The 23,144-nt window shown below is 47.7% G+C and carries 24 protein-coding genes; 13 read left to right on the top strand and 11 right to left on the bottom strand.

Annotated features, from left to right (window positions below):
- The 6 genes from ICV32_RS02690 (at position 1) to dnaB (ending at position 4,040) form a co-directional block, all read left to right on the top strand.
- A complete protein-coding gene (locus ICV32_RS02690) occupies positions 1-990 on the top strand; it encodes an asparaginase (RefSeq protein WP_215371716.1) in 990 nt (329 codons plus the stop codon).
- A gap of 102 nt (positions 991-1,092) precedes the next feature.
- Positions 1,093-1,464: a 30S ribosomal protein S6 gene (gene rpsF, locus ICV32_RS02695; protein ID WP_215371718.1), complete on the top strand. Its 372-nt coding sequence runs from the start codon at positions 1,093-1,095 to the stop codon at positions 1,462-1,464.
- Between the two features lie 45 nt (positions 1,465-1,509).
- Positions 1,510-1,812, top strand: a complete 303-nt coding sequence (priB, locus tag ICV32_RS02700) for a primosomal replication protein N (protein WP_251371908.1) — start codon at positions 1,510-1,512, stop codon at positions 1,810-1,812.
- Between the two features lie 12 nt (positions 1,813-1,824).
- Positions 1,825-2,106 carry a 30S ribosomal protein S18 gene (gene rpsR, locus ICV32_RS02705; protein ID WP_215371720.1) on the top strand — a complete coding sequence of 94 codons (282 nt, stop codon included), beginning with the start codon at positions 1,825-1,827 and terminating at the stop codon, positions 2,104-2,106.
- A gap of 13 nt (positions 2,107-2,119) precedes the next feature.
- Positions 2,120-2,572: a 50S ribosomal protein L9 gene (gene rplI / locus ICV32_RS02710; protein ID WP_215371722.1), complete on the top strand. Its 453-nt coding sequence runs from the start codon at positions 2,120-2,122 to the stop codon at positions 2,570-2,572.
- A gap of 64 nt (positions 2,573-2,636) precedes the next feature.
- Positions 2,637-4,040, top strand: coding sequence for a replicative DNA helicase (gene dnaB, locus ICV32_RS02715; protein ID WP_251371962.1), 1,404 nt, complete (start codon positions 2,637-2,639; stop codon positions 4,038-4,040).
- Here the strand turns inward: dnaB and ICV32_RS02720 are convergent.
- The 10 genes from ICV32_RS02720 to ICV32_RS02765 all read right to left on the bottom strand — a co-directional run bounded on the left by ICV32_RS02720 (position 4,037) and on the right by ICV32_RS02765 (position 14,076).
- The gene (locus ICV32_RS02720) at positions 4,037-4,528 is read right to left on the bottom strand and encodes a C40 family peptidase (protein WP_251371909.1); all 492 of its coding nucleotides are present in this window, start codon (positions 4,526-4,528) and stop codon (positions 4,037-4,039) included. The genes dnaB and ICV32_RS02720 overlap by 4 nt on opposite strands.
- A gap of 22 nt (positions 4,529-4,550) precedes the next feature.
- A complete protein-coding gene (locus ICV32_RS02725; protein ID WP_215371727.1) occupies positions 4,551-6,215 on the bottom strand; it encodes a PhoH family protein in 1,665 nt (554 codons plus the stop codon).
- 220 nt (positions 6,216-6,435) lie between these two features.
- Positions 6,436-6,903, bottom strand: coding sequence for a peroxiredoxin (locus ICV32_RS02730; RefSeq protein WP_215371729.1), 468 nt, complete (start codon positions 6,901-6,903; stop codon positions 6,436-6,438).
- 21 nt (positions 6,904-6,924) lie between these two features.
- The gene (locus ICV32_RS02735; protein WP_215371730.1) at positions 6,925-7,860 is read right to left on the bottom strand and encodes a polysaccharide deacetylase family protein; all 936 of its coding nucleotides are present in this window, start codon (positions 7,858-7,860) and stop codon (positions 6,925-6,927) included.
- Positions 7,861-7,871: 11 nt separating this feature from the next.
- Positions 7,872-8,912 carry a bifunctional UDP-4-keto-pentose/UDP-xylose synthase gene (locus ICV32_RS02740; protein WP_215371732.1) on the bottom strand — a complete coding sequence of 347 codons (1,041 nt, stop codon included), beginning with the start codon at positions 8,910-8,912 and terminating at the stop codon, positions 7,872-7,874.
- Positions 8,913-8,958: 46 nt separating this feature from the next.
- A complete protein-coding gene (locus ICV32_RS02745) occupies positions 8,959-9,852 on the bottom strand; it encodes a formyltransferase (RefSeq protein ID WP_215371734.1) in 894 nt (297 codons plus the stop codon).
- Positions 9,853-9,855: 3 nt separating this feature from the next.
- Positions 9,856-10,818, bottom strand: coding sequence for a glycosyltransferase (locus tag ICV32_RS02750; protein ID WP_215371735.1), 963 nt, complete (start codon positions 10,816-10,818; stop codon positions 9,856-9,858).
- A 28-nt stretch (positions 10,819-10,846) separates the two neighbouring features.
- The gene (locus ICV32_RS02755; protein ID WP_215371737.1) at positions 10,847-11,995 is read right to left on the bottom strand and encodes a DegT/DnrJ/EryC1/StrS aminotransferase family protein; all 1,149 of its coding nucleotides are present in this window, start codon (positions 11,993-11,995) and stop codon (positions 10,847-10,849) included.
- A 4-nt stretch (positions 11,996-11,999) separates the two neighbouring features.
- Complete coding sequence (locus tag ICV32_RS02760) at positions 12,000-13,694, bottom strand: glycosyltransferase family 39 protein (RefSeq protein ID WP_215371739.1); 1,695 nt, start codon at positions 13,692-13,694, stop codon at positions 12,000-12,002.
- A 4-nt stretch (positions 13,695-13,698) separates the two neighbouring features.
- On the bottom strand, positions 13,699-14,076 hold the full coding sequence (locus ICV32_RS02765) for an Mth938-like domain-containing protein (protein ID WP_215371741.1): 378 nt from the start codon (positions 14,074-14,076) through the stop codon (positions 13,699-13,701).
- Between the two features lie 84 nt (positions 14,077-14,160).
- On the opposite strand from ICV32_RS02765, the gene ICV32_RS02770 reads away from it, so the two are divergent.
- From ICV32_RS02770 to moaE, 6 genes are read left to right on the top strand one after another with little or no spacing between them, the layout of a single operon-like run.
- Entirely contained in the window at positions 14,161-15,417 is a 1,257-nt protein-coding gene (locus tag ICV32_RS02770) for a pyridoxal phosphate-dependent aminotransferase (RefSeq protein WP_215371742.1), read from the top strand.
- On the top strand, positions 15,417-16,727 hold the full coding sequence (locus tag ICV32_RS02775) for a homoserine dehydrogenase (RefSeq protein ID WP_215372509.1): 1,311 nt from the start codon (positions 15,417-15,419) through the stop codon (positions 16,725-16,727). The genes ICV32_RS02770 and ICV32_RS02775 overlap by 1 nt, the downstream gene beginning before the upstream one ends.
- A gap of 15 nt (positions 16,728-16,742) precedes the next feature.
- A complete protein-coding gene (gene thrC / locus ICV32_RS02780) occupies positions 16,743-18,185 on the top strand; it encodes a threonine synthase (RefSeq protein ID WP_215371744.1) in 1,443 nt (480 codons plus the stop codon).
- Positions 18,186-18,187: 2 nt separating this feature from the next.
- Positions 18,188-19,450, top strand: a complete 1,263-nt coding sequence (gene glp, locus ICV32_RS02785; protein WP_215371746.1) for a gephyrin-like molybdotransferase Glp — start codon at positions 18,188-18,190, stop codon at positions 19,448-19,450.
- A gap of 9 nt (positions 19,451-19,459) precedes the next feature.
- A complete protein-coding gene (gene moaD, locus ICV32_RS02790) occupies positions 19,460-19,717 on the top strand; it encodes a molybdopterin converting factor subunit 1 (RefSeq protein ID WP_215371747.1) in 258 nt (85 codons plus the stop codon).
- Position 19,718: 1 nt separating this feature from the next.
- Positions 19,719-20,174: a molybdopterin synthase catalytic subunit MoaE gene (moaE, locus tag ICV32_RS02795; protein WP_215371749.1), complete on the top strand. Its 456-nt coding sequence runs from the start codon at positions 19,719-19,721 to the stop codon at positions 20,172-20,174.
- 4 nt (positions 20,175-20,178) lie between these two features.
- Here the strand turns inward: moaE and ICV32_RS02800 are convergent, their stop codons facing one another.
- Positions 20,179-20,418 (bottom strand): GIY-YIG nuclease family protein, encoded by a 240-nt coding sequence (locus ICV32_RS02800; protein WP_215371751.1) that lies wholly within the window; start codon positions 20,416-20,418, stop codon positions 20,179-20,181.
- 94 nt (positions 20,419-20,512) lie between these two features.
- On the opposite strand from ICV32_RS02800, the gene clpB reads away from it, so the two are divergent.
- Positions 20,513-23,116, top strand: coding sequence for an ATP-dependent chaperone ClpB (clpB, locus tag ICV32_RS02805; RefSeq protein ID WP_215371753.1), 2,604 nt, complete (start codon positions 20,513-20,515; stop codon positions 23,114-23,116).
- Positions 23,117-23,144: the final 28 nt, after the last annotated feature.

Here is a 23,144-nt window from a genome sequence, read left to right on the forward strand (position 1 = left end):
ATGTCAAATTCCTCAAGCTCCCCATTTATTTTGGTAATTGGTACCGGCGGCACGATTGCTGGTCTCACAACCGATTCAGGCAATGGGGGTTATCAAGCTGGTCAAGTACCGATTGCAACCCTTTTAGCCCAAATTGAAACAAAATTTTCTATAAAAAACATACAGTTATCTAATATTGATAGCTGCGACATGAGCGAGTCTCTTTTAAGCAAATTAGGACTCCAGGTTCGTACGGGGCTTGCAGATCCCAAAGTAATGGGAATTGTTATTACCCATGGCACCGATACGATGGAAGAAACCGCTACTTTCTTGGAGCTTGTCTGCGGAGGATATTCCAACAATTTGGGCAAAAAAGTAGTTTTGACTGGATCAATGCTGCCTTCAGATCACCCAGAGGCAGATGGCCCTCGAAATTTATCCGCTGCGATTGAGTTTGCGGGGGAGGGGGGTGGTCCAGGTGGAGTTTGGGCTGTCATGGGCTCCAAGCCAGTACCAGGGCTTCGTTTAATAAAGGGGCATAGTTCGCGTGTCGACGCCTTTCTTGAAGAAACCCTACCGAACGGTTGGACTCAAGTTAGTAACGACTTACCCATACCACCAGATAATCAATGGCCATGGGTAGAAATTATAACTAGCCATTCGGGTGCAAGACTGGACATCATCCGACTACTACGGGATCAGGGAGTTCAGGGTATTGTTTTAGCGGGTACCGGGGCTGGAACCGTTCACGAGAACCTTGCGCCCGCTCTGGAGCAGTTTATGGAGGCTGGTGGAGCCGTAGTGCGTGCCTCCCGAATCGGTAGGGGCTATGTCGGTGGCACTCTCGCTAATGGTCGATTAGGAATGGCCCTCGGTGCAGGCTTTTTAACCCCTACTAAAGCCCGTATTGCACTGCAGCTAGCCTTGTTCGCCACAGTTCAACCGGGCGCTAAGACATTGAGTTGGCGAGATTATTTTGCTAGAATAGTGGGCTTATCGGAAGTTCGGTAAGTTGTTTTTACAATTTGTTCCACCCTTGCTGCACTGGTGCTTAGTTCTTGACAGCGGAATTAAGCAAGACGCCTAGGCAGTTTTATCCATAAGGAGTGATTAATGCGTCATTATGAAATCGTTTTTATCGTCCATCCGGACCAAAGCGAGCAGGTTCCAGCGATGATTGATCGCTATAAGTCGATCCTAACCACCCATGGTGGCAAAGTGCATCGCATCGAAGATTGGGGCCGTCGTCAAATGGCTTACATGATCGACAAGCTTGCTAAAGCCCACTACGTTTGCATGAATATTGAATGCGATCAAAAAACGCTTGAAGAACTCGAGCATGCATTCAAGTTCAATGATGCCGTTCTGCGTCATCTAATCGTTAAGATGAAGAAGGCTGAGACTGAGCCATCCATCATGATGAAAGAGGTGCAGCGTGAAGAAGCTCGCAAACTAGCCCAAGCTGATGCACCAGCAACAGCCTAATTATTGTTGAAAAGGAGGCTTTGATTCGTAAAAGTCGGTCTGATTGTGAAGCGTAGTTCAAATCTTCTCATCCTGACTGCTTCTCTGATCGCAAAAGACGCCATTCGATACACCCCAGCTGGTTTGCCAGTCATTCATTGTCAACTGCATCATGATGGTGAAGTTGGTGAAGCAAACCAAATGCGGCAAGTCCGGATGAATGTTGAGGCAGTAGCGATTGGCGATATCCATCACGAGTTAGTAACGATGGATTTGGGAGCAACAGCGAAGTTTGAAGGATTTTTAACGCAAAAGACCTTACGAAATGAGCGCCTCGTTTTTCATATTACGAAGATTACATTGAATTAATAGGAAACCATTATGGCTTTTGGAAAAATGAACAAAAAGACAGACTTCAAAAAGAAGCCTGCACAAAACCCACTTTTTAAGCGTAAGCGCTATTGCCGCTTTACAGTTGGTGGTGTTGAGCAAATTGACTACAAAGATGTTGAGACGCTCAAAGACTTTATTGGCGAGAACGCTAAGATTACGCCAGCTCGTTTAACAGGTACCAAGGCGCTGTATCAGCGTCAGTTAGATACTGCGATTAAACGCGCACGCTTTTTGGCATTATTGCCATTCTCAGATCAACATAAGAAATAATTAGGAGCCCACAATGCAAGTTATTCTGCTTGAGAAGGTAACCAATTTGGGCAACCTTGGTGATGTTGTCCGGGTTAAAGATGGTTTTGCCCGTAACTTTTTAATTCCCCAGCGCAAAGCGCGTCGCGCGACCGAGGCAGCGATTGCTGACTTTGCTGCACGTCGTGCTGAGCTTGAGAAGATTGCTGCAGAGAAACTCGCGGCTGCACAAGCTATTGGCGAGAAGCTTAAAGGTTTAGTTTTGGAGATTAGTCAAAAGGCGGGTGTGGATGGCCGTTTGTTTGGCTCGGTAACCAATCATGACATCGCCGAAGCTTTGGCGAAAAAGAGTTTTCAGATCGAGAAAGCAGCAGTTCGGATGCCAACCGGTCCATTGAAAGTGGTCGGCGACCATCCAGTAGCAGTGGCTGTTCATACTGACGTTGTTGTTGATATCAATATTCGTGTGATTGGTGAGCAGGCCTAGTTGACTTCGGTACACTAGCTTCATGGCTGAACCTCGCAACCGTCCCGTACCGATGAGCCCAGGCATGCCTGGGCCTGGCGATGCGGTTGTGCAGGCTCTAAAAGTCCCACCCCATTCCGTCGAGGCTGAGCAATCGGTTCTCGGCGGTTTGCTTTTGGATAACACCGCATGGGATCGTTTAGGCGGCGTTCTCTCCGAGCGCGATTTTTATCGTAGTGAGCACGCCCTAATTTATCGCGTGATCGAACGTTTAATTGGCGACAACCGACCAGCTGATGTCATTACCGTGTTTGAGGCGATTAAGAATGAGCCTGAAGCGGATTTGATCGGTATCGATTATTTAAATTCCTTAGCGCAAAACACTCCAAGTGCAGCCAATATTAAGGGCTACGCAGAAATCATTCGTGATCGTAGTATCTTGCGACGTTTAATTGAAGTCTCAGACAGTATTGTTAATACGGCATTTATGCCTGAGGGCCGATCAGTTCGCACTTTGCTGGACGAAGCAGAATCACGCATCCTACAAATTGGTGAAGAGGGGAGTCGCAAAGCGGATTACCTCGAAATTGAGCCCCTCTTAAAGGCGGTCGTTGCGCGTATTGATGAGTTATATAACCGCGATGGCGGCAGCGACATCACTGGAATCGCAACGGGCTTTATTGATCTTGATAAACAAACCAGTGGTTTGCAAAAAGGGGACTTAGTCATTGTGGCCGGTAGACCCTCGATGGGTAAGACCGCGTTAGCCCTTAATTTTGCTGAGAATGTGGCATTGCATGAAGGGCTTCCAGTAGTAGTATTTTCGATGGAGATGTCTGGAGCGCAATTAGCAACTCGTTTACTCGGATCGGTTGGTCGAGTTGATCAAAGCCGGATGCGAACGGGTAAATTGAATGATGACGAATGGCCTCGGGTCACCGATGCGATTGCTCGACTGAGTAACACCCAAATCCTTATTGATGAGACTGGATCGTTGACGTGCCTTGAGTTGCGCGCCCGGGCTCGTCGCATTGCGCGTAATTATGGCGGCACCCTAGGAATGGTTGTGGTTGATTACCTGCAATTAATGAGTGGTAGCTCGGGCGGTAGTGGTGAAAATAGGGCTACTGAAATTTCTGAGATTTCACGTTCCTTAAAGTCTCTAGCTAAAGAGCTGCAGTGCCCAGTGGTGGCTTTATCTCAGCTAAACCGTGGTCTTGAGCAACGCCCTAACAAGCGACCTGTGATGTCCGACCTGCGCGAGTCTGGAGCGATTGAGCAAGACGCGGATTTAATTCTGTTTATTTATCGTGACGAGGTGTATCACCCCGATACCACCACCGATAAAGGTGTTGCTGAAGTCATTATTGGTAAGCAACGTAACGGTCCGATTGGAACTGTCCGCCTGAGTTGGCAAGGGCAGTTCACCAAGTTTGATAACTTGGCTCCCAATACGGCCTCGTATGGTGGTGGATTTAGCCCCTTTTAATTACTTGTAATTCGGCGGGCTTCGGTATAACGCGCTGCCCAGTACGGCGAATCAATCCGTTCAAGGCGGACCGTTCCTCCTGCGCTGGGAGCGTGCACAAAACGACCTTGGCCGACATAAATTCCAGCATGGGAGTACCGTTCCCCAGTTGTATTAAAAAACACCAAATCCCCTGGAGCTGGAGGCTGTTGACCAATGCCGGTACCGACATTACTCATTTGCTGAATCGTTCTTGGTAGCTTGATACCCGAGCTATTCTGATAAACGTAAGCAATTAAGCCGCTGCAATCAAAACCGCCGGCTGGGGTATTGCCGCCATAGCGATAAGGCACCCCTACTAAACCCATGGCAGCGATCGAAATTCCCTCATTACCGACGCTCGTATCGTTTTTAAAGTGGGCGATACGAGGATTACTTGGAGCTCCACTGGTTGTTCGCGTGGGAGAGGTGGAGCAAGCACTGAGTGTCAATACACTCAGTGCAACCACGACAGTAAGAAGTAAATTTTTGTTACAGGGCTTCAGCAGCATGATCGGCTAGTCGCGAACGTTCGCCACGAGCCAAGGTGATGTGACCACTGTGACGCCAACCCTTGAAGCGATCAACCACATAGGTGAGACCCGACGAACCCTCGGTGAGATAAGGAGTGTCGATTTGAGCAATATTTCCAAGGCACACAATTTTGGTTCCAGGACCAGCTCGTGTAACAAGCGTCTTCATCTGTTTAGGCGTTAAGTTCTGCGCTTCATCAATAATCAGAAATTTACTCACAAACGTACGACCCCGCATGAAGTTCATACTTTTAACCTTAATTCGAGAACGAATTAGTTCTTGGGTAGCGGCGCGACCCCACTCTCCCGCAGTGTCATCGCTGCGATGTAAAACCTCTAAGTTGTCGTCAAAAGCGCCCATCCAGGGCTGCATTTTTTCTTCCTCGGTGCCGGGTAAAAATCCAATATCCTCACCGACCGGAACAGTCGCTCGAGTAATGATGATCTCGTTATAGCGTTTGCTATCTAACACTTGCTCAAGGCCGGCAGCAAGGGCGAGCAAAGTTTTGCCGGTACCGGCTTGACCAAGAAGCGTGACAAAATCAATGTCAGGATTCATGAGCAGATTCATGGCAAAGTTTTGCTCACGATTGCGCGCGGTAATGCTCCATACATTATTTTTCTGATGCGAGTAATCCTTCAGAGTTTGAAGCAAAGCGGTCTTGCCATTGATTTCGCGCACGAGGGCATAAAAGGGTGTCGTGCCGTCTGGATTTTCTTGATACACAAATTGATTAATGAGCATACTAGGAACCAGCGGGCCAGTAACCCGATAGAACATCGTGCCGCTCTTACCGTCGGCCCAACTTTCCATGGCTTTACCATGCTTGGGCCAAAAGTCACTCGGTAGTGCCATCACACCCGAGTACATTAAATCTCGGTCTTCTAAGACCTGGTCATTAAAGTAATCTTCAGCAGGAAGGCCGAGAGCCCGAGCCTTGATGCGCATATTGATATCTTTGGATACCAAGACCACTTCTTGTTGTGGTTTTGCTTTTTGCAGATCACGCACCACCCCTAAAATGAGGTTATCACCTTTACCCTCGGGCAGACCCTCGGGCAAAGGAGCATTAGAAAACTGGGTCTGGAAGAACAATCGCCCGGTTGCATCCTGATTTCCTAATTTATTAAGTGGGATTCCTTCATCGAGCTGACCGCTGGTACCGGCAATGAGTTGGTCGAGCGAGCGACTCACCATGCGCGCATTTCGAGCAACCTCACTCATTCCCTTTTTATGGTTGTCGAGCTCTTCAAGCGTTGTCATCGGCAGGTATAAATCGTGCTCCTCAAACCGAAAGAGAGACGATGGATCATGCATTAATACATTGGTATCCAATACAAAAAGACTTGGTGGACCTGTGCGCACCGTGCGCTTTGGCCGCTCTGGCTTGGAGTCCAACTGCTTTTCTAGATGTTGGGCTGGAGCAATAGTCTTAATCTGTTCCAATGCTGCCTCTGCAGCGGACAGATCATCGTCTTCATCGACATTTGCTTCTACCTCTTGGGCCCAACTTGGCGCTAGTGCTTTTTTCATCTTTTTTGGGGGATTTTTAAGATCCGGTGTTTTCTGACGACTTAAATTGATTTGATCAGCAATTTGGGTGGGCAGTGGAGGTAATGGCATTCGAGGACTTCTCCTAAATGAAAAAACCGCCTGCTAAGAGCGAAGGGCGGTTTTGAGGGGTGATGCAGAGGGCGGGGTGATATGCATGATTTACGAGGGGGCCGGTATCCCGTCGTGGCCTAGATAGACCCCGATGCGGGTTTAATGGCATCCATCGCTTACGGTGCATATAGCCATACTGTAACCCAAATTGATGTCTTTGCAAGTACCGTATAAATCCCTAGGATATTGCTTTGGCGGCAGTGAGTACCTCGGCCACATGGCCAGTCACCTTAATGCCACGCCACTCCTTCTGGAGAACGCCTTTGCTGTCAAAGAGGAAGGTGCTGCGGTCAACGCCTCGAACTTGTTTGCCGTACATATTTTTCATTTTGATGACATTAAAGATCGTGCACAGTTTTTCTTCGGTATCGGCAACCAATTCAAAAGGGAGACCTAGTTTTTGGCGAAAGTTCTCATGCGAACGCAAATTATCCCGTGACACTCCAACCACCAAGGCATTGGCTTGATTAAATGCATCAATGTGATCCCGAAACTCTCCCGCTTCAACGGTGCAGCCTGGCGTTGAATCTTTGGGATAAAAATAGAGTACTAGTTTTTTACCTTGATACGCTTTTGGCGAGAAGGTGAGGTTTGATGTTGCCGGGATCTCGCACATTGGCATCGTCTGCCCAATCTTAATTGTCATCGTAATTCCCCTCGTCAATGGTTATGTGAAATTAGTTGCATGGCGCATTTGGATCATCAGTTCACCGCTGCGATTGGCAATACTGCCATACTGAAATGGCTCAGTGGCTATTTTATCGAGTTGCCCAGTCGCCAGCCAAGAGCGGTGCAGTTGACCCATCGTAACCAGTTCGTGACCTTGCGCCAGCCACCCCTGGAGCAATGCTTTGAAGGCAGGCAACAACTTTTGCCCTTCTAGCTCAGCATGCAGGGTAAAGACTTGATCATTCGGATTACTTTGAGTGAGCTCAAGAATTGCCTTAGCCGCTCCCAAAGCATCCCTTCCGTCCACTCCAATGAGTTCATCAAAGGTTGGCAACGTAGTGGGGTATTGCACATGCTTACTTCGCACGGAATTAAATTGAATGCGGTAAGGCGCAAGATTGGGGGCGGAACGACCGTCGGAGGCATATTGCATGCCCCAATCGTCAAGTTGCTTCAGAGCTGCTTCATTCATTTGCCAGCCTGCAGCACCATGCGTTAGAGGAGGGTGTTTAAAGATCTCACAAAAACGATCGTAGGCTTTTTGCATTTGGAGTCGAGTCCATGCTGCATCGCGTTGATAGACATGATCTTGCCAATAGACATGATCCCAGGTATGAATCCCCGTTTCATGACCCCCTTGATCAACAGCACGCATTTCATGCGCAGCAGTTTTACCGATGTCAGGCGCCGGGAGAAGAACCCCGTATAAAAGGGTTTTGATGCCATAGTGCTCTACCACCGAGGTGCGCGATACTTTCTTCAGAAAACCTGGACGGAAAATTCGTTTTAATGCCCAACCGGTATGGTCAGGACCCAGGCTAAATAAGAAGGTCGCCTGAATTCCGAGTTCCGCAAATAGTTTAGCTAGATTGGGCGTGCCAACTTGGGTTCCGAGTAAGGTATCAACATCAACCTTCAGTGCAATTTTTGCCATGGAATTAAGTGTTACTCAACCAGATGCCGCGCTTTATCCACATCATGGCGATAGGCTTCAAATATCTTGCTTAGCGCATCGTTCATGGCAATAGTGGGTTTCCAACCCAATTCAGTCATCGTATTTTCAATAGCAGGAACTCGGTTTTGGACATCCTGATATCCAGCACCATAGTAGCTTTTTGAGGTTGTCTCGATTAATTGAACTTGATCAGCCGTCACTGCATACTCCGGGATTTTCTTAGCAATCGCCAGCATCATCGTCGCCAGCTCTTTGACCGAGTAGTTATTTTTTGGGTTTCCCACGTTATAGATCTTGCCATTGGCAACATCACCTTCATTGGTGATGATGCGCATTAAGGCATCAATGCCGTCATCAATATAAGTAAAGGCCCTTTTTTGGGAGCCACCGTCGACAAGATTGATTGGCTCGCCGCGCACAATGTGCCCCAAGAACTGGGTGACCACCCGCGAGGAACCTTCTTTGGGGGTGTAGATACTATCCAAGCCAGGGCCAATCCAATTAAATGGTCTAAACAAAGTAAAGCGTAAGCCCTCCATGCCATAGCCCCAAATCACTCGGTCCATTAATTGCTTGGCGCAAGCATAAATCCACCGCGGCTTATTGATCGGTCCATAAACCAGATTGGATGAGGCTGGATCAAATTCAGCATCGGAGCACATGCCATAGACCTCGGAGGTTGATGGAAAGACAAGGTGCTTACCGTATTTCACTGCTGAGCGAACGATCGGAAGATTGGCCTCAAAGTCAAGCTCAAATACACGCAGTGGCTGTTGTACATAGGTTGCTGGCGTAGCGATGGCAACGAGTGGTAGGATGACGTCGCATTTGCGAACGTGATACTCCACCCATTCGCGATTAATGGTGATATCGCCTTCAAAGAAATGCATGCGAGGGTGGTTGAGAAGATCACCAATCCGGTCGTTTTGCATATCCATGCCATAGACCTCCCACGACGTAGTCTCCAATATGCGCTTTGAGAGGTGATGGCCAATAAAACCATTCACACCCAAAATCAGAATCTTTTTCATAACACCATTCCTTTGATGAACTTCAAAAGCCAACGACTGACTACTCTTATGCTAAAAATAGCTCAAGAACCTTGCCATCGCCGCACAGGCCGAAGTAGCGATTATCGACGAGATGCATCCCTAGCCCAGACTTTTTGAGGATTGCGGCTTGACTGGGGCTGAGAGCAACGCCAGGATCGAGAGGAAGCGAGCTTTTGGTAAGAATCACTTTTTCCCCGCTTAATTCGGCAAAGGCCCCAGGATAGGGTGGGGCCACCGCCCGAATTAGGTTGTAAATTGACATGGCTGACTTTGTCCAATCGATGCGTCCATCCTCGGGTTTGCGTCCCCCAAAGTAGGAACCCTCTGTCAATGGATTGGGTCGCCGAGGAAGCTTGCCCTGCATGAGCTGGGGTAGTACCTGTTCCATCACCTGTTTTGCTGCCTGACTGACTTTATCAAATACCTCTTTAGCAGTTTCATGAATTTCAATAGATACAGCGACTTGTCCCACAATATCCCCAGCATCGGGTTTTACTTCCATGACATGCAAGGTTGCACCTGTTTCGGTCTCGCCATTCACCACAGCCCAGTTCACGGGGGCGCGGCCGCGGTACTTAGGTAAGAGTGAGCCATGCATATTGAGAGCTGCAATGGTTGCAGTCTCAAGTAATTCAGTGGGCAGCATGAAGCGGTAATAAAAAGAAAAGAGATAATCGGGTGCAATCGCCTTAATCTCAGACACCAAATTTAATAATGCACTCGGTTGCACGATTCGGCATGGCAAACCCCGTTGCTCGCAGAGTTTTTGAACGCTGCTAAACCAAATCGTCTCATTGGGATCATCGGCATGGGTGATGACTAAATCAATTTGCATCCCGGCATCGATTAAGGCTTGTAAACAAGCAACACCGACATCGTGGTAGGCAAAAACAACTGCGTGCTTAGGAGTTTGATTCAAGATTTAGGATTTGGATTGCTCGAGGACAGCACTTACCATATAGCGGGGCCGTTGACGTACCTGTTGATAAATCCGGCCGATGTATTCCCCCAAAAGGCCTAGGCCGAAGAGCATCACGCCAATTAAAAAGAAGGTGAGCGCAAAGAGTGTGAACACACCCTCAACCTCAGCGCCTAAGACAAAACGACGAATCAAGAGAAGCAGGAATAGCGAACCGGCTGCACCGGCCAGTAACATGCCTAGAATCGAGAAGAGCTGCAAAGGCATCACTGAAAAGCCGGTGACCAAATCAAAATTAAGACGAATCAATTGATACAGGCTGTATTTGGATTCTCCAGCAAACCGCTCTTCATGTTTAACGGTAATTTCAATTGGATTGTTGGCAAAGGTGTACGCTAGTGCCGGAATAAAAGTATTCGCTTCTTCACACTGCCGAACTAAATCAATGATGCGACGATGGTAGCCACGCATCATGCAGCCTTGATCAGTCATCGTGATTCGAGTGAGCTTATCGCGTAATCGATTCATTGCGCGCGAGGCTGTTTTTCGGAACCAGGAATCTTGGCGATTTTCTCGAATCGTGCCAACGTAATCATGGCCCTCCTCAAGCTGGCGCACAATTTTCCCAATCTCTTCGGGAGGATTTTGTAGATCCGCATCCAAGGTAATGATGTATTCACCGCGTGCGTATTCAAAACCGGCCATGATCGCCATGTGTTGGCCAAAGTTATTTGCAAACAAGATCACCCGCGTTACATCGGGCCGCTTTTCGTATTGCATGGCGAGCATTGCAGCAGACCGATCTTTGCTGCCATCGTTGATAAAGACGAGCTCATAAGGAAGTGCATATTGACTCGCAACATGATCAAGCGCGGGGTACAGGCGATCAAATAGAGCCTGTAATCCCTCCTCCTCGTTGTAAACCGGGATTACGACGCTCAAACGTGGGTGAGTAAGACTGTTCATGCCCACATTTTGCCTGATGTAGGGATGTTTACGCTAAAACCTCTTGCAGAGCCTTGACCACACGATCAATATCGGCTTCGGTCATGGTAGGGAAAAGTGGCAGAGTTAAGATCGATTGACCAATTTGATTAGCAACCGGTGTTGCTTCTGGAGAGTACCCTCGCTGACGATACAGTGCAAAGCCAGTAATGGCGGGGTAATGCACCCCGGTACCTATCCCACGTTCTTTTAACGCAAGCATGATTTGGCTCCGAGTTTGACCTAAGCGCTCTAATGGCAATAGGACTTGGAACATATGCCAGTTACTGTTCACAAAATCGGCGATTGGTAGGCCCAAACCTATTTTGCTCAAACCCGATTGTTCGAACCGATCAAAATAATGGCGTGCGAGAGCGATACGTTGAACCTGAAAACGCTCCAGTTGTTTTAATTGATGAAGACCGATAACAGCATTCACATCAGTTAAGTTGTCTTTGCCGCCCAGAACGTCAACCTCCATGCCATCTGGCCCATGACGCACTAATCCTTGCAGACGTAGTTTTTCAGCGAGACTCACTTGATCTCCACCAAAGCGATCGGTATTGAAGACTAGACAACCACCTTCAATAGTCGTCAAATTTTTATTCGCCTGGAAGCTAAAACTCACTAAATCATGCCGGCCTTTAGCACCAATACGTAAACCATTCCAGGAAGATCCGAGCGCTTGCGCAGCGTCCTCGATCACACGTAATTGATGACTCTCTGCAATCGTATACAGGGCATCAATATCAAGAGGCAAGCCAGCCAAATACACCGGCATGATGGCTTTAGTTTTGTTATTAATCACAGATTGGACTTGATGGAGATCGAGATTTCGGGTCTTTGGATCAATATCAACAAAAACAGGCTTTGCGCCCACGGCTAAGATCACATTGGAGGTTGCGACCCACGAAATTGGAGTTGTAATCACCTCATCGCCCGGCCCAATCCCAGCGACCTGAAGAGCAATTTTCATGGTAGCCGTGCCGTTTGCAAAGCAGCGCACAGTTGCGCCTCCTAAGTAAGCACATAGAGCAGATTCAAACTCTAAAACCTTGGGGCCGGAAGTAATCCAACCAGAGCGCAATACATCGGCAACCGCTGCAATGGTCGCTTCATCAATCGTTGGCTTTGTAAAGGGGATAAATGGTTGACTCATTGACCTATTGTCGCAAAGCCTCACGTGGATGTCGAACTACAACACGTCGGCTATCCCGACCTAATTCCTCCATGGGAAGTCCGCGGGTTTTGAGCTCCTCATATTGGCCTGGGCTCATGAGTGCGAAGGCGTTGGGATCTTGGTTCCAGACGATCACAAACTCATTGAGCGTCGGTATCCATTTTTGGGGTTCTTGTTTGGCGCCAAAGGTCAGCTCGTCGGTAAATTCAACCATGATGGTATTACGTTCTAGATAGAACGGAACAGTATGATCGAGCAAACGAACCGAGTAGATCTTGGCATCGCTTGGGATTTGTGACTTGACCTTTTGCGCTAGGTCATACCCCGATACTGCACGACCTAAAGTCTCGTGCCCCGTTCCTGCGATGGTGGCGGTCAAGAAAAAGCCAAAAGCGAATAGCGCAATACTGAGAAGCGCATTGCGCTTAGCCAGGAGACTCGCCACCAGGCTAAATACCAATAAACAGGAGAGAGCCACAACTATCCAGACGGTGTATGCCTGATAGGCGTCGACCTCATCAGGTTGACCATTACGTCCAACTTCGGATAGAAAGAAAAATCCCGTGACGGCAAGCAAAGTGAAAAATAAAGTTTGGAAACGCCACCCGATTGAAAGATGCGCATGGGACTCTAAATAATCGGCGATTGACTTGGCTGCCAAAATAGCTAAGGCTGGAAATACCGGCATGATGTAGCCCGGTAATTTTGAGCGGGAAATGCTAAAGAAAATAAGGATGACTGCAAACCATGCCCAAAGCATCCATGAGGCTGAGAATGATTGCATGCGGTATTGCATGAGGGTTTGCCTTGCAGACTGAAAGAACTGGGGCATCCAGGGCAAAAACCCAACAAGCACCAATGGCAAGAAAAAATAAAATGGGGCGGTACGTCCATGAGCGGTTGCGGTAAAGCGCTCAAAGTGTTCATAAATAAAGAAGAAGTGGGCAAACTCGGGATTCTCTATCGATACCGCAATGAACCACGGTGCAGTAACGATCAGGAAAATTACTAATCCGCTAAAAATATGTAATCGACCTAGAATTTTCCAGTCAAAGCGCGTCACGATATACGCAAATAACACCATTCCTGGGATCACAATGCCAATCAGCCCTTTTGATAGGGTGGCAAGGCCCATTGCCAGCCAACAGACCCACATCCAATGGCGACCCGATTGGGGGCGCTCATGTTCATAGGCATGCTGAGCTAGTAACAGCGCGCACAGAGCTAAATTTAGAAAAGCCGATAGGCCCATATCGAGGGCATTGAAATGCCCACCCACAACCCACATTGGGCTCGATAAGAGGATTAATGCCGCTAAATATCCCGTGACCCGGCCAAACAATTGGGCTGCAGTAAATCCAACCAATAAAATCGTGAGATAACCAGTGAGTCCGCTCCAAAAGCGTGCTTGCCATTCGCCAAGACCAAAGAGTTGAAACATAATTGCCGATGCCCAAATATGCAGTGGCGGTTTCTCAAAATATTTGTAGTCGTTATAACGGGGTGTGATGTAATCGCCGCTCACCATCATCTCGCGAGCCATTTGGGCGTAGCGACCTTCGTCTGTTGGAATTAGATGTCGATAGTCAAGCGTTGCAAACCATAAAACGCTTGCGAGGACGAAGACAGCCAATAATGCAACCGAATTCAATGGTGTGAGATGACGTTCGGCAAGCATCGCGTCAATCTTTTTCTAAGAGGATGGCAGCCAATACTTTGCGTCCTTCGCCCATTAGGATGTTGTATGTGCGGCAGGCTGCTTGTGAATCCATCATCTCAAAACCAATTTTGGCTTTAATCAGAGGTTGCAGAATTTTGGGGTTCAGAAACACCTGCTTCTTACCCGTGCCCACAATAACCAACTCGGGTAGCAAGGCGCTAATCATTGAGAAATGATCCTCTGAAAGATCCTGGCTTTCCTTAACCGGCCATGCCAAAACTTCACCTTCAGGTTGAACGATTAAGGCATACGAATACGGGGTTTGGTTGACCTCAAGAAAGCCAATTCCGTAGCCAGTGATCGTATTTTGGCTAGATTGTGGGTCAGAATGTAACTTCACGCTGAGGCTCTGTCATAATTGAGGGATTATAGCTAGCAAATTATCCCTAAATTTCAATGGCTTAACCTTGTAGAAGACCCGATTGTGAAACCAATACAAAAGTCCGACAAATTAAATAATGTCTGTTACGACATTCGTGGCCCCGTGCTTGAGCTCGCCCAACGCATGGAAGAAGAGGGTCATAAGATTATCAAGCTCAATATTGGTAATGTCGGCGTATTCGGCTTTGACCCTCCCGAAGAAATTCAGCTCGACATGATTCGTAATTTAGGAAATGCATCCGCGTATTCGGATTCCAAGGGTATTTTTGCAGCACGTAAAGCTATCATGCAGTATTGCCAAGAAAAAGGCATTCAAGGCGTTACCTTAGATGATATCTACACGGGTAATGGTGCTTCTGAACTGATTGTTTTGGCCATGAATGCACTTTTGAATAATGGCGATGAGGTGTTGGTTCCTGCACCCGATTACCCTTTGTGGACCGCGGCTGTCTCCTTATCAGGGGGAACCCCGCATCATTATTTGTGCGATGAGTCCAAAGGTTGGCAGCCCGATTTAAACGATATGCGTTCCAAGATTACGCCGCGCACCAAAGCGATCGTGGTAATTAATCCAAATAATCCAACAGGTGCCTTATATTCCAAAGAGGTTTTACTGGAGATTATTGCAATTGCTCGTCAACATAATTTGATCCTGTTCGTCGACGAGATCTATGACAAGATGCTCTTTGATGGCGAAAAGCATATTTCGCTCGCATCGTTATCGACCGACGTAGTCACCATTACCTTCAATGGTTTGTCAAAAAATTACCGCTCTTGCGGTTATCGGTCCGGCTGGATGGTTGTTTCTGGCGATAAGGCGATGGTTGCCGATTACATTGAGGGCTTAAATATGCTGTCCTCGATGAGGCTGTGCGCAAACGTTCCTGGGCAATACGCCATTCAAACGGCATTAGGTGGCTACCAAAGCATTAATGACCTGGTTGCTGCAGATGGACGCTTAACTCGTCAACGTGATCTAGCCTATAAGCTCATGAGCGAGATCCCTGGGGTAAGCGTTACCAAACCGAAGGCTGCTTTATATCTATTTCCAAAACTCGATCCACAAATGTATCCAATTAAAGATGACCAACAATTTATTGCTGATCTTCTAAAAGAGGAAAAGGTACTTCTTGTCCAGGGTACGGGTTTTAATTGGCCCAAGCCAGATCACTTTCGGATTACTTTTTTACCTCATGAAGATACCTTGCGCGAAGCAATTAAGCGGATCGCCCACTTTCTTGAGCGCTATCGCATGAAACACGCAACTAATCCAGTCGCAGCTACTCCAGCAAAAGTATGATGAAACCCATTCAGGTCGGACTTCTTGGCATTGGCACCGTAGGCAGTGGAGTCTTTACTGTCCTCGCCCGTAATCAAGAGGAAATTCAGCGGCGCGCAGGCCGCGGCATTCGAATTCATACAGTTGCTGATTTGAATACGCAGCGGGCCCAAGAGCTAGTTCAAGGTCAGGCTCAGGTGGTGAGTGATGCGCGCACCATCATTCAGAACCCAGAAATTGATATCGTGGTTGAGCTCATTGGGGGCTATGGCATTGCTAAGGATTTAGTTCTTGAAGCGATTTCGAATGGAAAACATGTCGTCACCGCAAACAAAGCATTGATTGCTGTTCATGGCAATGAAATTTTTAAAGCGGCGCATGACAAAGGAGTCATGGTTGCATTTGAAGCCGCGGTCGCAGGCGGAATCCCAATTATCAAAGCATTGCGTGAAGGCTTGAGTGCAAATCGCATTGAGTGGATTGCTGGAATTATTAATGGCACCACCAACTTTATCTTGTCAGAAATGCGCGATAAGGGTTTGGACTTTAATGCTGTGTTGAGTGAGGCGCAACGCTTGGGCTACGCTGAAGCAGACCCAACTTTTGATATTGAAGGAATAGATGCGGCACATAAAGCAACCATCATGAGCGCGATTGCGTTTGGGGTGCCAATGCAATTTGCCCAAGCACATGTTGAAGGCATCACTAAGCTATCAGCGATTGATATTCGATACGCTGAACAGCTTGGGTATCGCATCAAGCTTTTGGGGATTACCAAGAAGACCCCAAGCGGCATTGAGTTACGGGTCCATCCAACGCTGGTGCCTGCAAAGCGTTTACTAGCCAACGTTGAAGGCGCAATGAATGCTGTACAGGTATTCGGTGACGCTGTCGGTACGACCCTTTATTACGGTAAAGGTGCGGGTTCGGAGCCAACGGCTTCTGCGGTCATTGCCGACTTGGTCGATGTCACGCGTTTGCAAACCGCGGATTCTGAAAATCGAGTGCCTCATTTAGCCTTTCAGCCAAATGCCTTACAAAATACTCCAATTCTGCCAATTTCAGAGGTAACAACGAGTTATTACTTGCGCTTAGCAGTTGCCGATCAGGCCGGCGTTTTAGCCGATATCACACGGATTTTGGCTGCTCACGGCGTATCGATCGATGCGCTATTGCAAAAAGAAGCTGCTGAAGGGGAAAGTCAGACGGATCTTGTGATCTTGACCCATGAAACTAAAGAAAAGAATATGACAGCAGCTTTATTGGAGATGCAAAATCTGAAAACGGTGATTGGTGAGATCGTTAAGATTCGTCTTGAAAATCTTTCCTAGATTAAGTTTCTACATATGCGTTATCAATCGACTCGAGGCGCAAGCCCAGAACAATCCTTTCAAGGAATCTTATTAGGGGGCTTAGCGCCCGATGGTGGTTTATATTTGCCAACCCACTATCCTCAAGTAACTAGTGCGCAGTTAAATTCTTGGAGGGGCTTGTCGTACCCCGATTTGGCATTTGAAATTATTCGTTTGTATTGCGACGATATTCCCGCTGATGATTTAAAAGCGTTACTCCGCAAGACCTATACCGCGCAGGTCTATTGCAATGGTCGTCCTAGCGATTTAGCAAGCGATATTACTCCCGTGCATTGGTTGGGTAAGGAGCATGGGACGCAGTTAGGTCTCTTATGTTTATCGAATGGTCCAACCCTTGCTTTTAAAGACATGGCCATGCAGTTATTAGGTAATCTCTTTGAGTACGCATTGCGACGCGCTCAGCAAGACCTCAATATTTTGGGCGCCACTTCTGGAGATACTGGAAGTGCAGCTGAGTACGCCATGCGAGGTAAAGAGGGTATTAAGGTTTTTATGCTGTCGCCACGCGGCAAGATGAGTCCATTCCAGTCGGCGCAAATGTACTCCTTGCAAGATCCCAATATTTTTAATCTGGCTGTCGAAGGGGTATTTGATGATTGCCAAGATATTGTGAAAGCGGTCAGTAATGATTTGGAGTTCAAAGCCAAATACCGGATTGGCACAGTGAACTCAATTAATTGGGGTCGGGTTCTAGCTCAGGTGGTGTATTACTTTCAGGGGTACTTGTTAGCAACCGCGTCGAGTAATGAAGAAGTCTCCTTTGCGGTGCCGTCTGGCAACTTTGGAAATGTGTGCGCTGGGCATATTGCCCGAATGATGGGCTTGCCCATTGCGCAACTCGTAGTGGCTACCAATGAAAATGATGTATTGGATGAGTTCTTTAAAACTGGTATTTACCGAGCCCGTAAATCAGCGGAGACTTTGCATACCTCGAGTCCTTCAATGGATATTTCTAAGGCAAGTAATTTTGAGCGCTTTATCTTTGATTTACTTGGTCGCGATGGCTTGCGCACTGCTCAATTATTTAAACAAGTTGAAACTGAGGGCGGGTTTGATTTATCGAACGATCCAGTATTTAAAACCATTTCAAAATTTGGATTTGTCTCTGGGCGCAGCACGCATCACCATCGCTTAGAGACAATTCGAGATATTGATCAACGCTATGGTGTGATGATCGATACCCATACCGCAGATGGTATTAAAGTTGCGCGAGAATATTTGCAAACAGAGATCCCAATGTTAGTTTTGGAGACCGCTTTGCCAATTAAGTTTGAGGAAACGATTCAAGAAGCATTGGGTCGTCCGGCTGAATGCCCAATTGCATTTACTGACATTAAAGATAAGCCTCAGCGCGTGACGAATATACCAGCTAGCACTTCAACAGTGAAGGCATTTATTCAAGATCACGTTCATTGATCATGGCCATCAGCCCATCTCCTGCGTCGAACACTAAACCACCATTGCTCAGTGCGGCTGAAGCTCTATCGCATTTGCTAAAAAACCCTGAGCCCGTTGAGGGTCGTGAGTTGGTGCCAACCCAAGATGCGCTAGGACGTGTTCTTGCTGAGAATATTGTTAGTACGGTTGATGTGCCACCACTCGATAACACGTCCATGGACGGTTATGCGGTAGCCACTCAGGATATTCCGCAGCCCGGAGTTACCTTAAAAGTGGATCAACGTATTCCAGCGGGATCGGTCGGTGAGCCACTTAAGCCTAAGACCATTGCCAGAATCTTTACTGGTGCGCCAATACCGCCAGGAGCCGATGCGGTCGTGATGCAGGAGGACTGCACAACTCAGGCTCAATCGGATTTAGTCCAAATTAATTCCATCCCCAGTATGGGGCAGTGGATTCGACGGCGCGGCGAGGACCTCAGTGTTGGAAAAGTCGCTTTATCTGCCGGCACTGTTTTAAGACCTCAGCACCTGGGCGTTGCTGCCTCTGCTGGCTATGCAGAATTGCCTGTCAAACGCAGGGTCAGAGTAGCTGCCTTTTTTACCGGCGATGAACTGTCCTTACCCGGTGAACCTTTAAAGCCGGGCGGTATTTATAACTCGAACCGTGACACCTTGTTGGGTCTCATTCGGAGTCTGGGATGCATCGGAACGGATTACGGCATTGTTCCTGATCGATTGGAAGCAACTCGTCAGGCGCTACGAACTGCTAGCGAAGATCATGATCTAATTATTACGTCGGGCGGTGTTTCAGTCGGTGAAGAAGATCACATTAAGCCTGCTGTTCATTCTGAGGGGCGATTGGATTTATGGCAGATTGGCATTAAGCCAGGTAAACCGCTCGCATTTGGAGCGGTTCGTAAACAAAATCAGACAGGCAGTGAGGCATGGTTTATTGGCCTTCCTGGTAATCCAGTATCTAGTTTTGTGACCTTCATTCTATTTGTTCGTCCATTTATCTTAAAACTTCAAGGGCGATCTGATTTCACACCGCCATCTTTTTTAGTGCGCGCTGATTTTGATTGGTCAAAGCCAGATCGTCGTAATGAGTTTTTGCGAGTCAAACTAAACGCAGTCGGCGGCCTTGATCTCTTTCCAAATCAGAGCTCGGGCGTTTTGACCAGCGCAGCCTGGGGGGATGGATTGATTGATTGCCCTGCCGGACAGGGATTTAAAAAGGGTGATATGGTTCGATATATCCCTTTTAGTGGACTACTTTATTAATTCATCACCATGAAACTGCATTTGCGTTTTTTTGCCTCGATACGCGAGGGCTTAGGTGTGGCGCAAGAGGAGCTTGTGATTCCCGATTCGGTAAAAACCATTGCGGATCTTCGTGCTTTCTTAATGATGCGTGGCTCGCCTTGGGCTGACATTTTGTCTAAAGACCGAGTATTGCGTTGTGCCCTCAATCAGCAAATGGTCAGCGCAGACACTGTTTTATTGGAGGGTGCTGAAGTTGCTTTCTTCCCCCCGGTGACTGGAGGCTGATATGCCAGTTCGTATTCAAGAGCAGGATTTTGACCTAAGTACAGAAATTGCAAATTTACGAGCTGGCGACGGTGCAGTAGGTGCTATCGCTATTTTTGTTGGCACGGTTCGAGATCTCAATGACGGCACAACTGTTCAACAAATGACCTTAGAGCATTACCCGGGAATGACCGAAGCAGCCTTGCAGTTGATTATTGATCAGGCCAAAGGGCGCTGGGATCTGAACCAAGCACTGATTATTCATCGGATTGGACCCTTACAGCCGCTCGATCAAATTGTCTTGGTCGCCGTTACCAGCGCCCACCGTGGAGAAGCCTTTGCTGCATGCGAGTTCATCATGGACTACCTAAAGACACAAGCACCATTTTGGAAGAAAGAAGATACCCCAAATGGTGCTCGCTGGGTTGATGCCCGCGTTTCAGACGACAAAGCGTTGTCGCGTTGGTCTAAAACTTAGGGCCTTACATAAAAAACTGTCTTTTTTGGGAGCGCGGAAGACGCTTAACGGCACTTTCTGCTTTAGACGCACTTGAGCGGTCTGGGTAAGGCTTTACCTCTAGAAGCTTCACCGGCCCCCGTCCGCGTGTATAACGCGCACCAATCCCTTGGTTATGGGCAACGATCCGCTCTTCAAGCTTATTGGTGATGCCTGCGTAATAGCTGCCATCGGCGCATTCAAGTAAGTAAAGATACCAAGCCATCGCACATTGCATTGAAATAAAAAACTTGAATAATGAAGGTTTACCCCCATATTCTAATTAGACTCTTTAATTAGTAAATTAATTTATATAAATCATGCGGATAGATAAACTAACCACTAAATTCCAAGAAGCATTAGGGGATGCACAAAGCCTTGCCCTAAGTAACGATAACCAGTTCATTGAGCCCGAGCATTTGCTTCTTGCGATGGTACGTCAGCAGGATGGCGGGGCGCGAAGCTTATTAACACGGGCGGGCGCTAATGTTGCTGGGCTGGAAAAAGCTGCTGAGGCGATGATTGCTAAATTACCCCAGGTCCAGGGTACTGGGGGCGATGTTCAGATTGGTCGAACTTTATTAAATTGGCTTAATCAAACCGAAAAGGAAGCGAGTAAGCGCGGTGATCAGTACATTGCTGGCGAGTTATTCCTATTGGTTTTGGCAGACGATAAAGGGGAGTTGGGTAAGGCGGCTCGCGAAAACGGTTTAAGCCGTAAGGCTTTAGAGGCGGCAATTGATTTGGTTCGTGGCGGTGAGTCAGTCAACTCAGCCGATGCCGAAGGCCAGCGTGAGGCCTTAAAGAAATACACCCTCGATTTGACGGAGCGCGCTCGGCTCGGAAAACTTGATCCGGTGATCGGGCGAGATGATGAGATTCGGCGTGCCATTCAAATTCTTCAGCGACGCAGTAAAAATAATCCAGTCTTAATTGGCGAACCTGGAGTCGGTAAGACCGCGATCGTCGAAGGCCTGGCGCAACGCATTGTGAACGGTGAGGTGCCGGAAACATTGAAAGACAAGCGTGTTCTGGTGTTGGATATGGCCCTTTTATTAGCCGGCGCAAAGTATCGTGGTGAATTTGAAGAGCGTTTAAAAGCAGTGCTCAATGATGTGGCAAAAGATGAAGGCCGCACCATTATGTTCATTGACGAGATTCATACGATGGTTGGGGCTGGTAAAGCCGATGGCGCGATGGATGCTGGCAATATGTTAAAGCCAGCGCTAGCTCGAGGTGAGCTCCACTGCATCGGCGCCACCACGCTTGATGAGTATCGTAAATACATTGAAAAAGATGCCGCACTAGAGCGCCGCTTTCAAAAAGTCATGGTTGATGAGCCAAGCGTTGAAGCAACGATTGCAATTTTGCGCGGCTTACAAGAGAAATATGAGCTGCATCACGGCATTGAGATTACAGACCCTGCGATTGTAGCTGCAGCTGAGCTCTCTCACCGCTATATCACTGACCGGTTTTTGCCTGATAAAGCGATTGATCTAATTGATGAGGCCGGTTCTCGTATCAAGATGGAAATTGATTCAAAGCCTGAGGTCATGGATAAGTTAGATCGCCGTCTGATTCAGTTAAAGATTGAGCGTGAAGCGGTTAAAAAAGAAAAGGATGATGCCTCCAAAAAACGCCTAGATCTCATCGAGGAAGAAATTACCCGTTTGGGTGCAGAGTATGCCGATCTTGAAGAAATTTGGAAGGCAGAAAAGGGCGCAGCCTTAGGTGCCGCCTCCGTGAAGGAAGAGATTGATCGCGTTAAAGCTGAAATCGCAAAGTTACAGCGCGAGGGTAAGCTCGAGAAGGTCGCTGAATTGCAATACGGTAAATTGCCCGAACTCGAGCAAAAGCTGAAGTCAGCTGCTGCTGCTGAAGCAAAGGCCGAACAGAAAGATTCAGGCCGTCCGAAACTACTTCGCACACAAGTTGGTGCTGAAGAAATTGCGGAAGTGGTCTCGCGTGCGACCGGTATTCCCGTTTCGAAAATGATGCAAGGTGAGCGCGACAAGCTCTTAAAGATGGAAGAGCATTTGCATGAACGTGTTGTGGGGCAGGATGAGGCGATCCGTGCTGTATCGGATGCAATTCGTCGCTCTCGCGCCGGTCTTTCCGAAGAAAATAAGCCCTATGGTTCATTCATGTTCCTAGGACCTACAGGCGTTGGTAAGACCGAGTTGTGTAAAGCGTTGGCTGAGTTTTTATTTGATAGCGATGACCGATTAATCCGGATTGATATGAGCGAGTTTATGGAAAAGCACAGCGTCGCTCGCTTAATTGGGGCTCCCCCTGGATACGTAGGTTACGAAGAGGGTGGTTATCTCACTGAGCAGGTTCGTCGTAAACCCTATAGTGTGATTTTATTTGACGAGATTGAAAAAGCGCATCCTGACGTATTTAATGTGTTGTTGCAGGTATTAGACGATGGGCGACTAACCGATGGTCAGGGACGCACAGTCGATTTTAAAAACACCGTGATTGTGATGACCAGTAACATTGGTTCTCATTTGATTCAGTCAATGACAGGTAAAAATCAAGCTGAGGTGAAAGAAGCAGTTTTTGGTGAGCTCAAAAATCATTTCCGTCCTGAGTTCTTAAACCGAGTCGATGAGATTGTGGTTTTTCATGGGTTGGATCAAAAGAACATTGCCTCGATCGCAAAAATCCTCTTGCAAAACCTCTCAGAGCGGTTAGCCCGCCTTGATATGCAACTGGACATCAGTGATGCAGCGTTGAATAAATTAGCAGAAGTTGGTTTTGACCCTGTTTTTGGGGCTAGACCACTCAAGCGTGCCATTCAGCAGCACATTGAAAATCCGGTATCGAAGATGATCTTGGAGGGCAAATTTGGCCCACAGGATGTGATTCCAGTGGATGTGGATAAAAAGGGCGATTTCAGCTTTTCACGTCTCGTCCATTAAGCGTTTTGGAGGATCGGGCGACTGGCGC

Source organism: Polynucleobacter sp. MWH-UH24A, from assembly GCF_018687475.1.
Classification (GTDB): domain Bacteria; phylum Pseudomonadota; class Gammaproteobacteria; order Burkholderiales; family Burkholderiaceae; genus Polynucleobacter.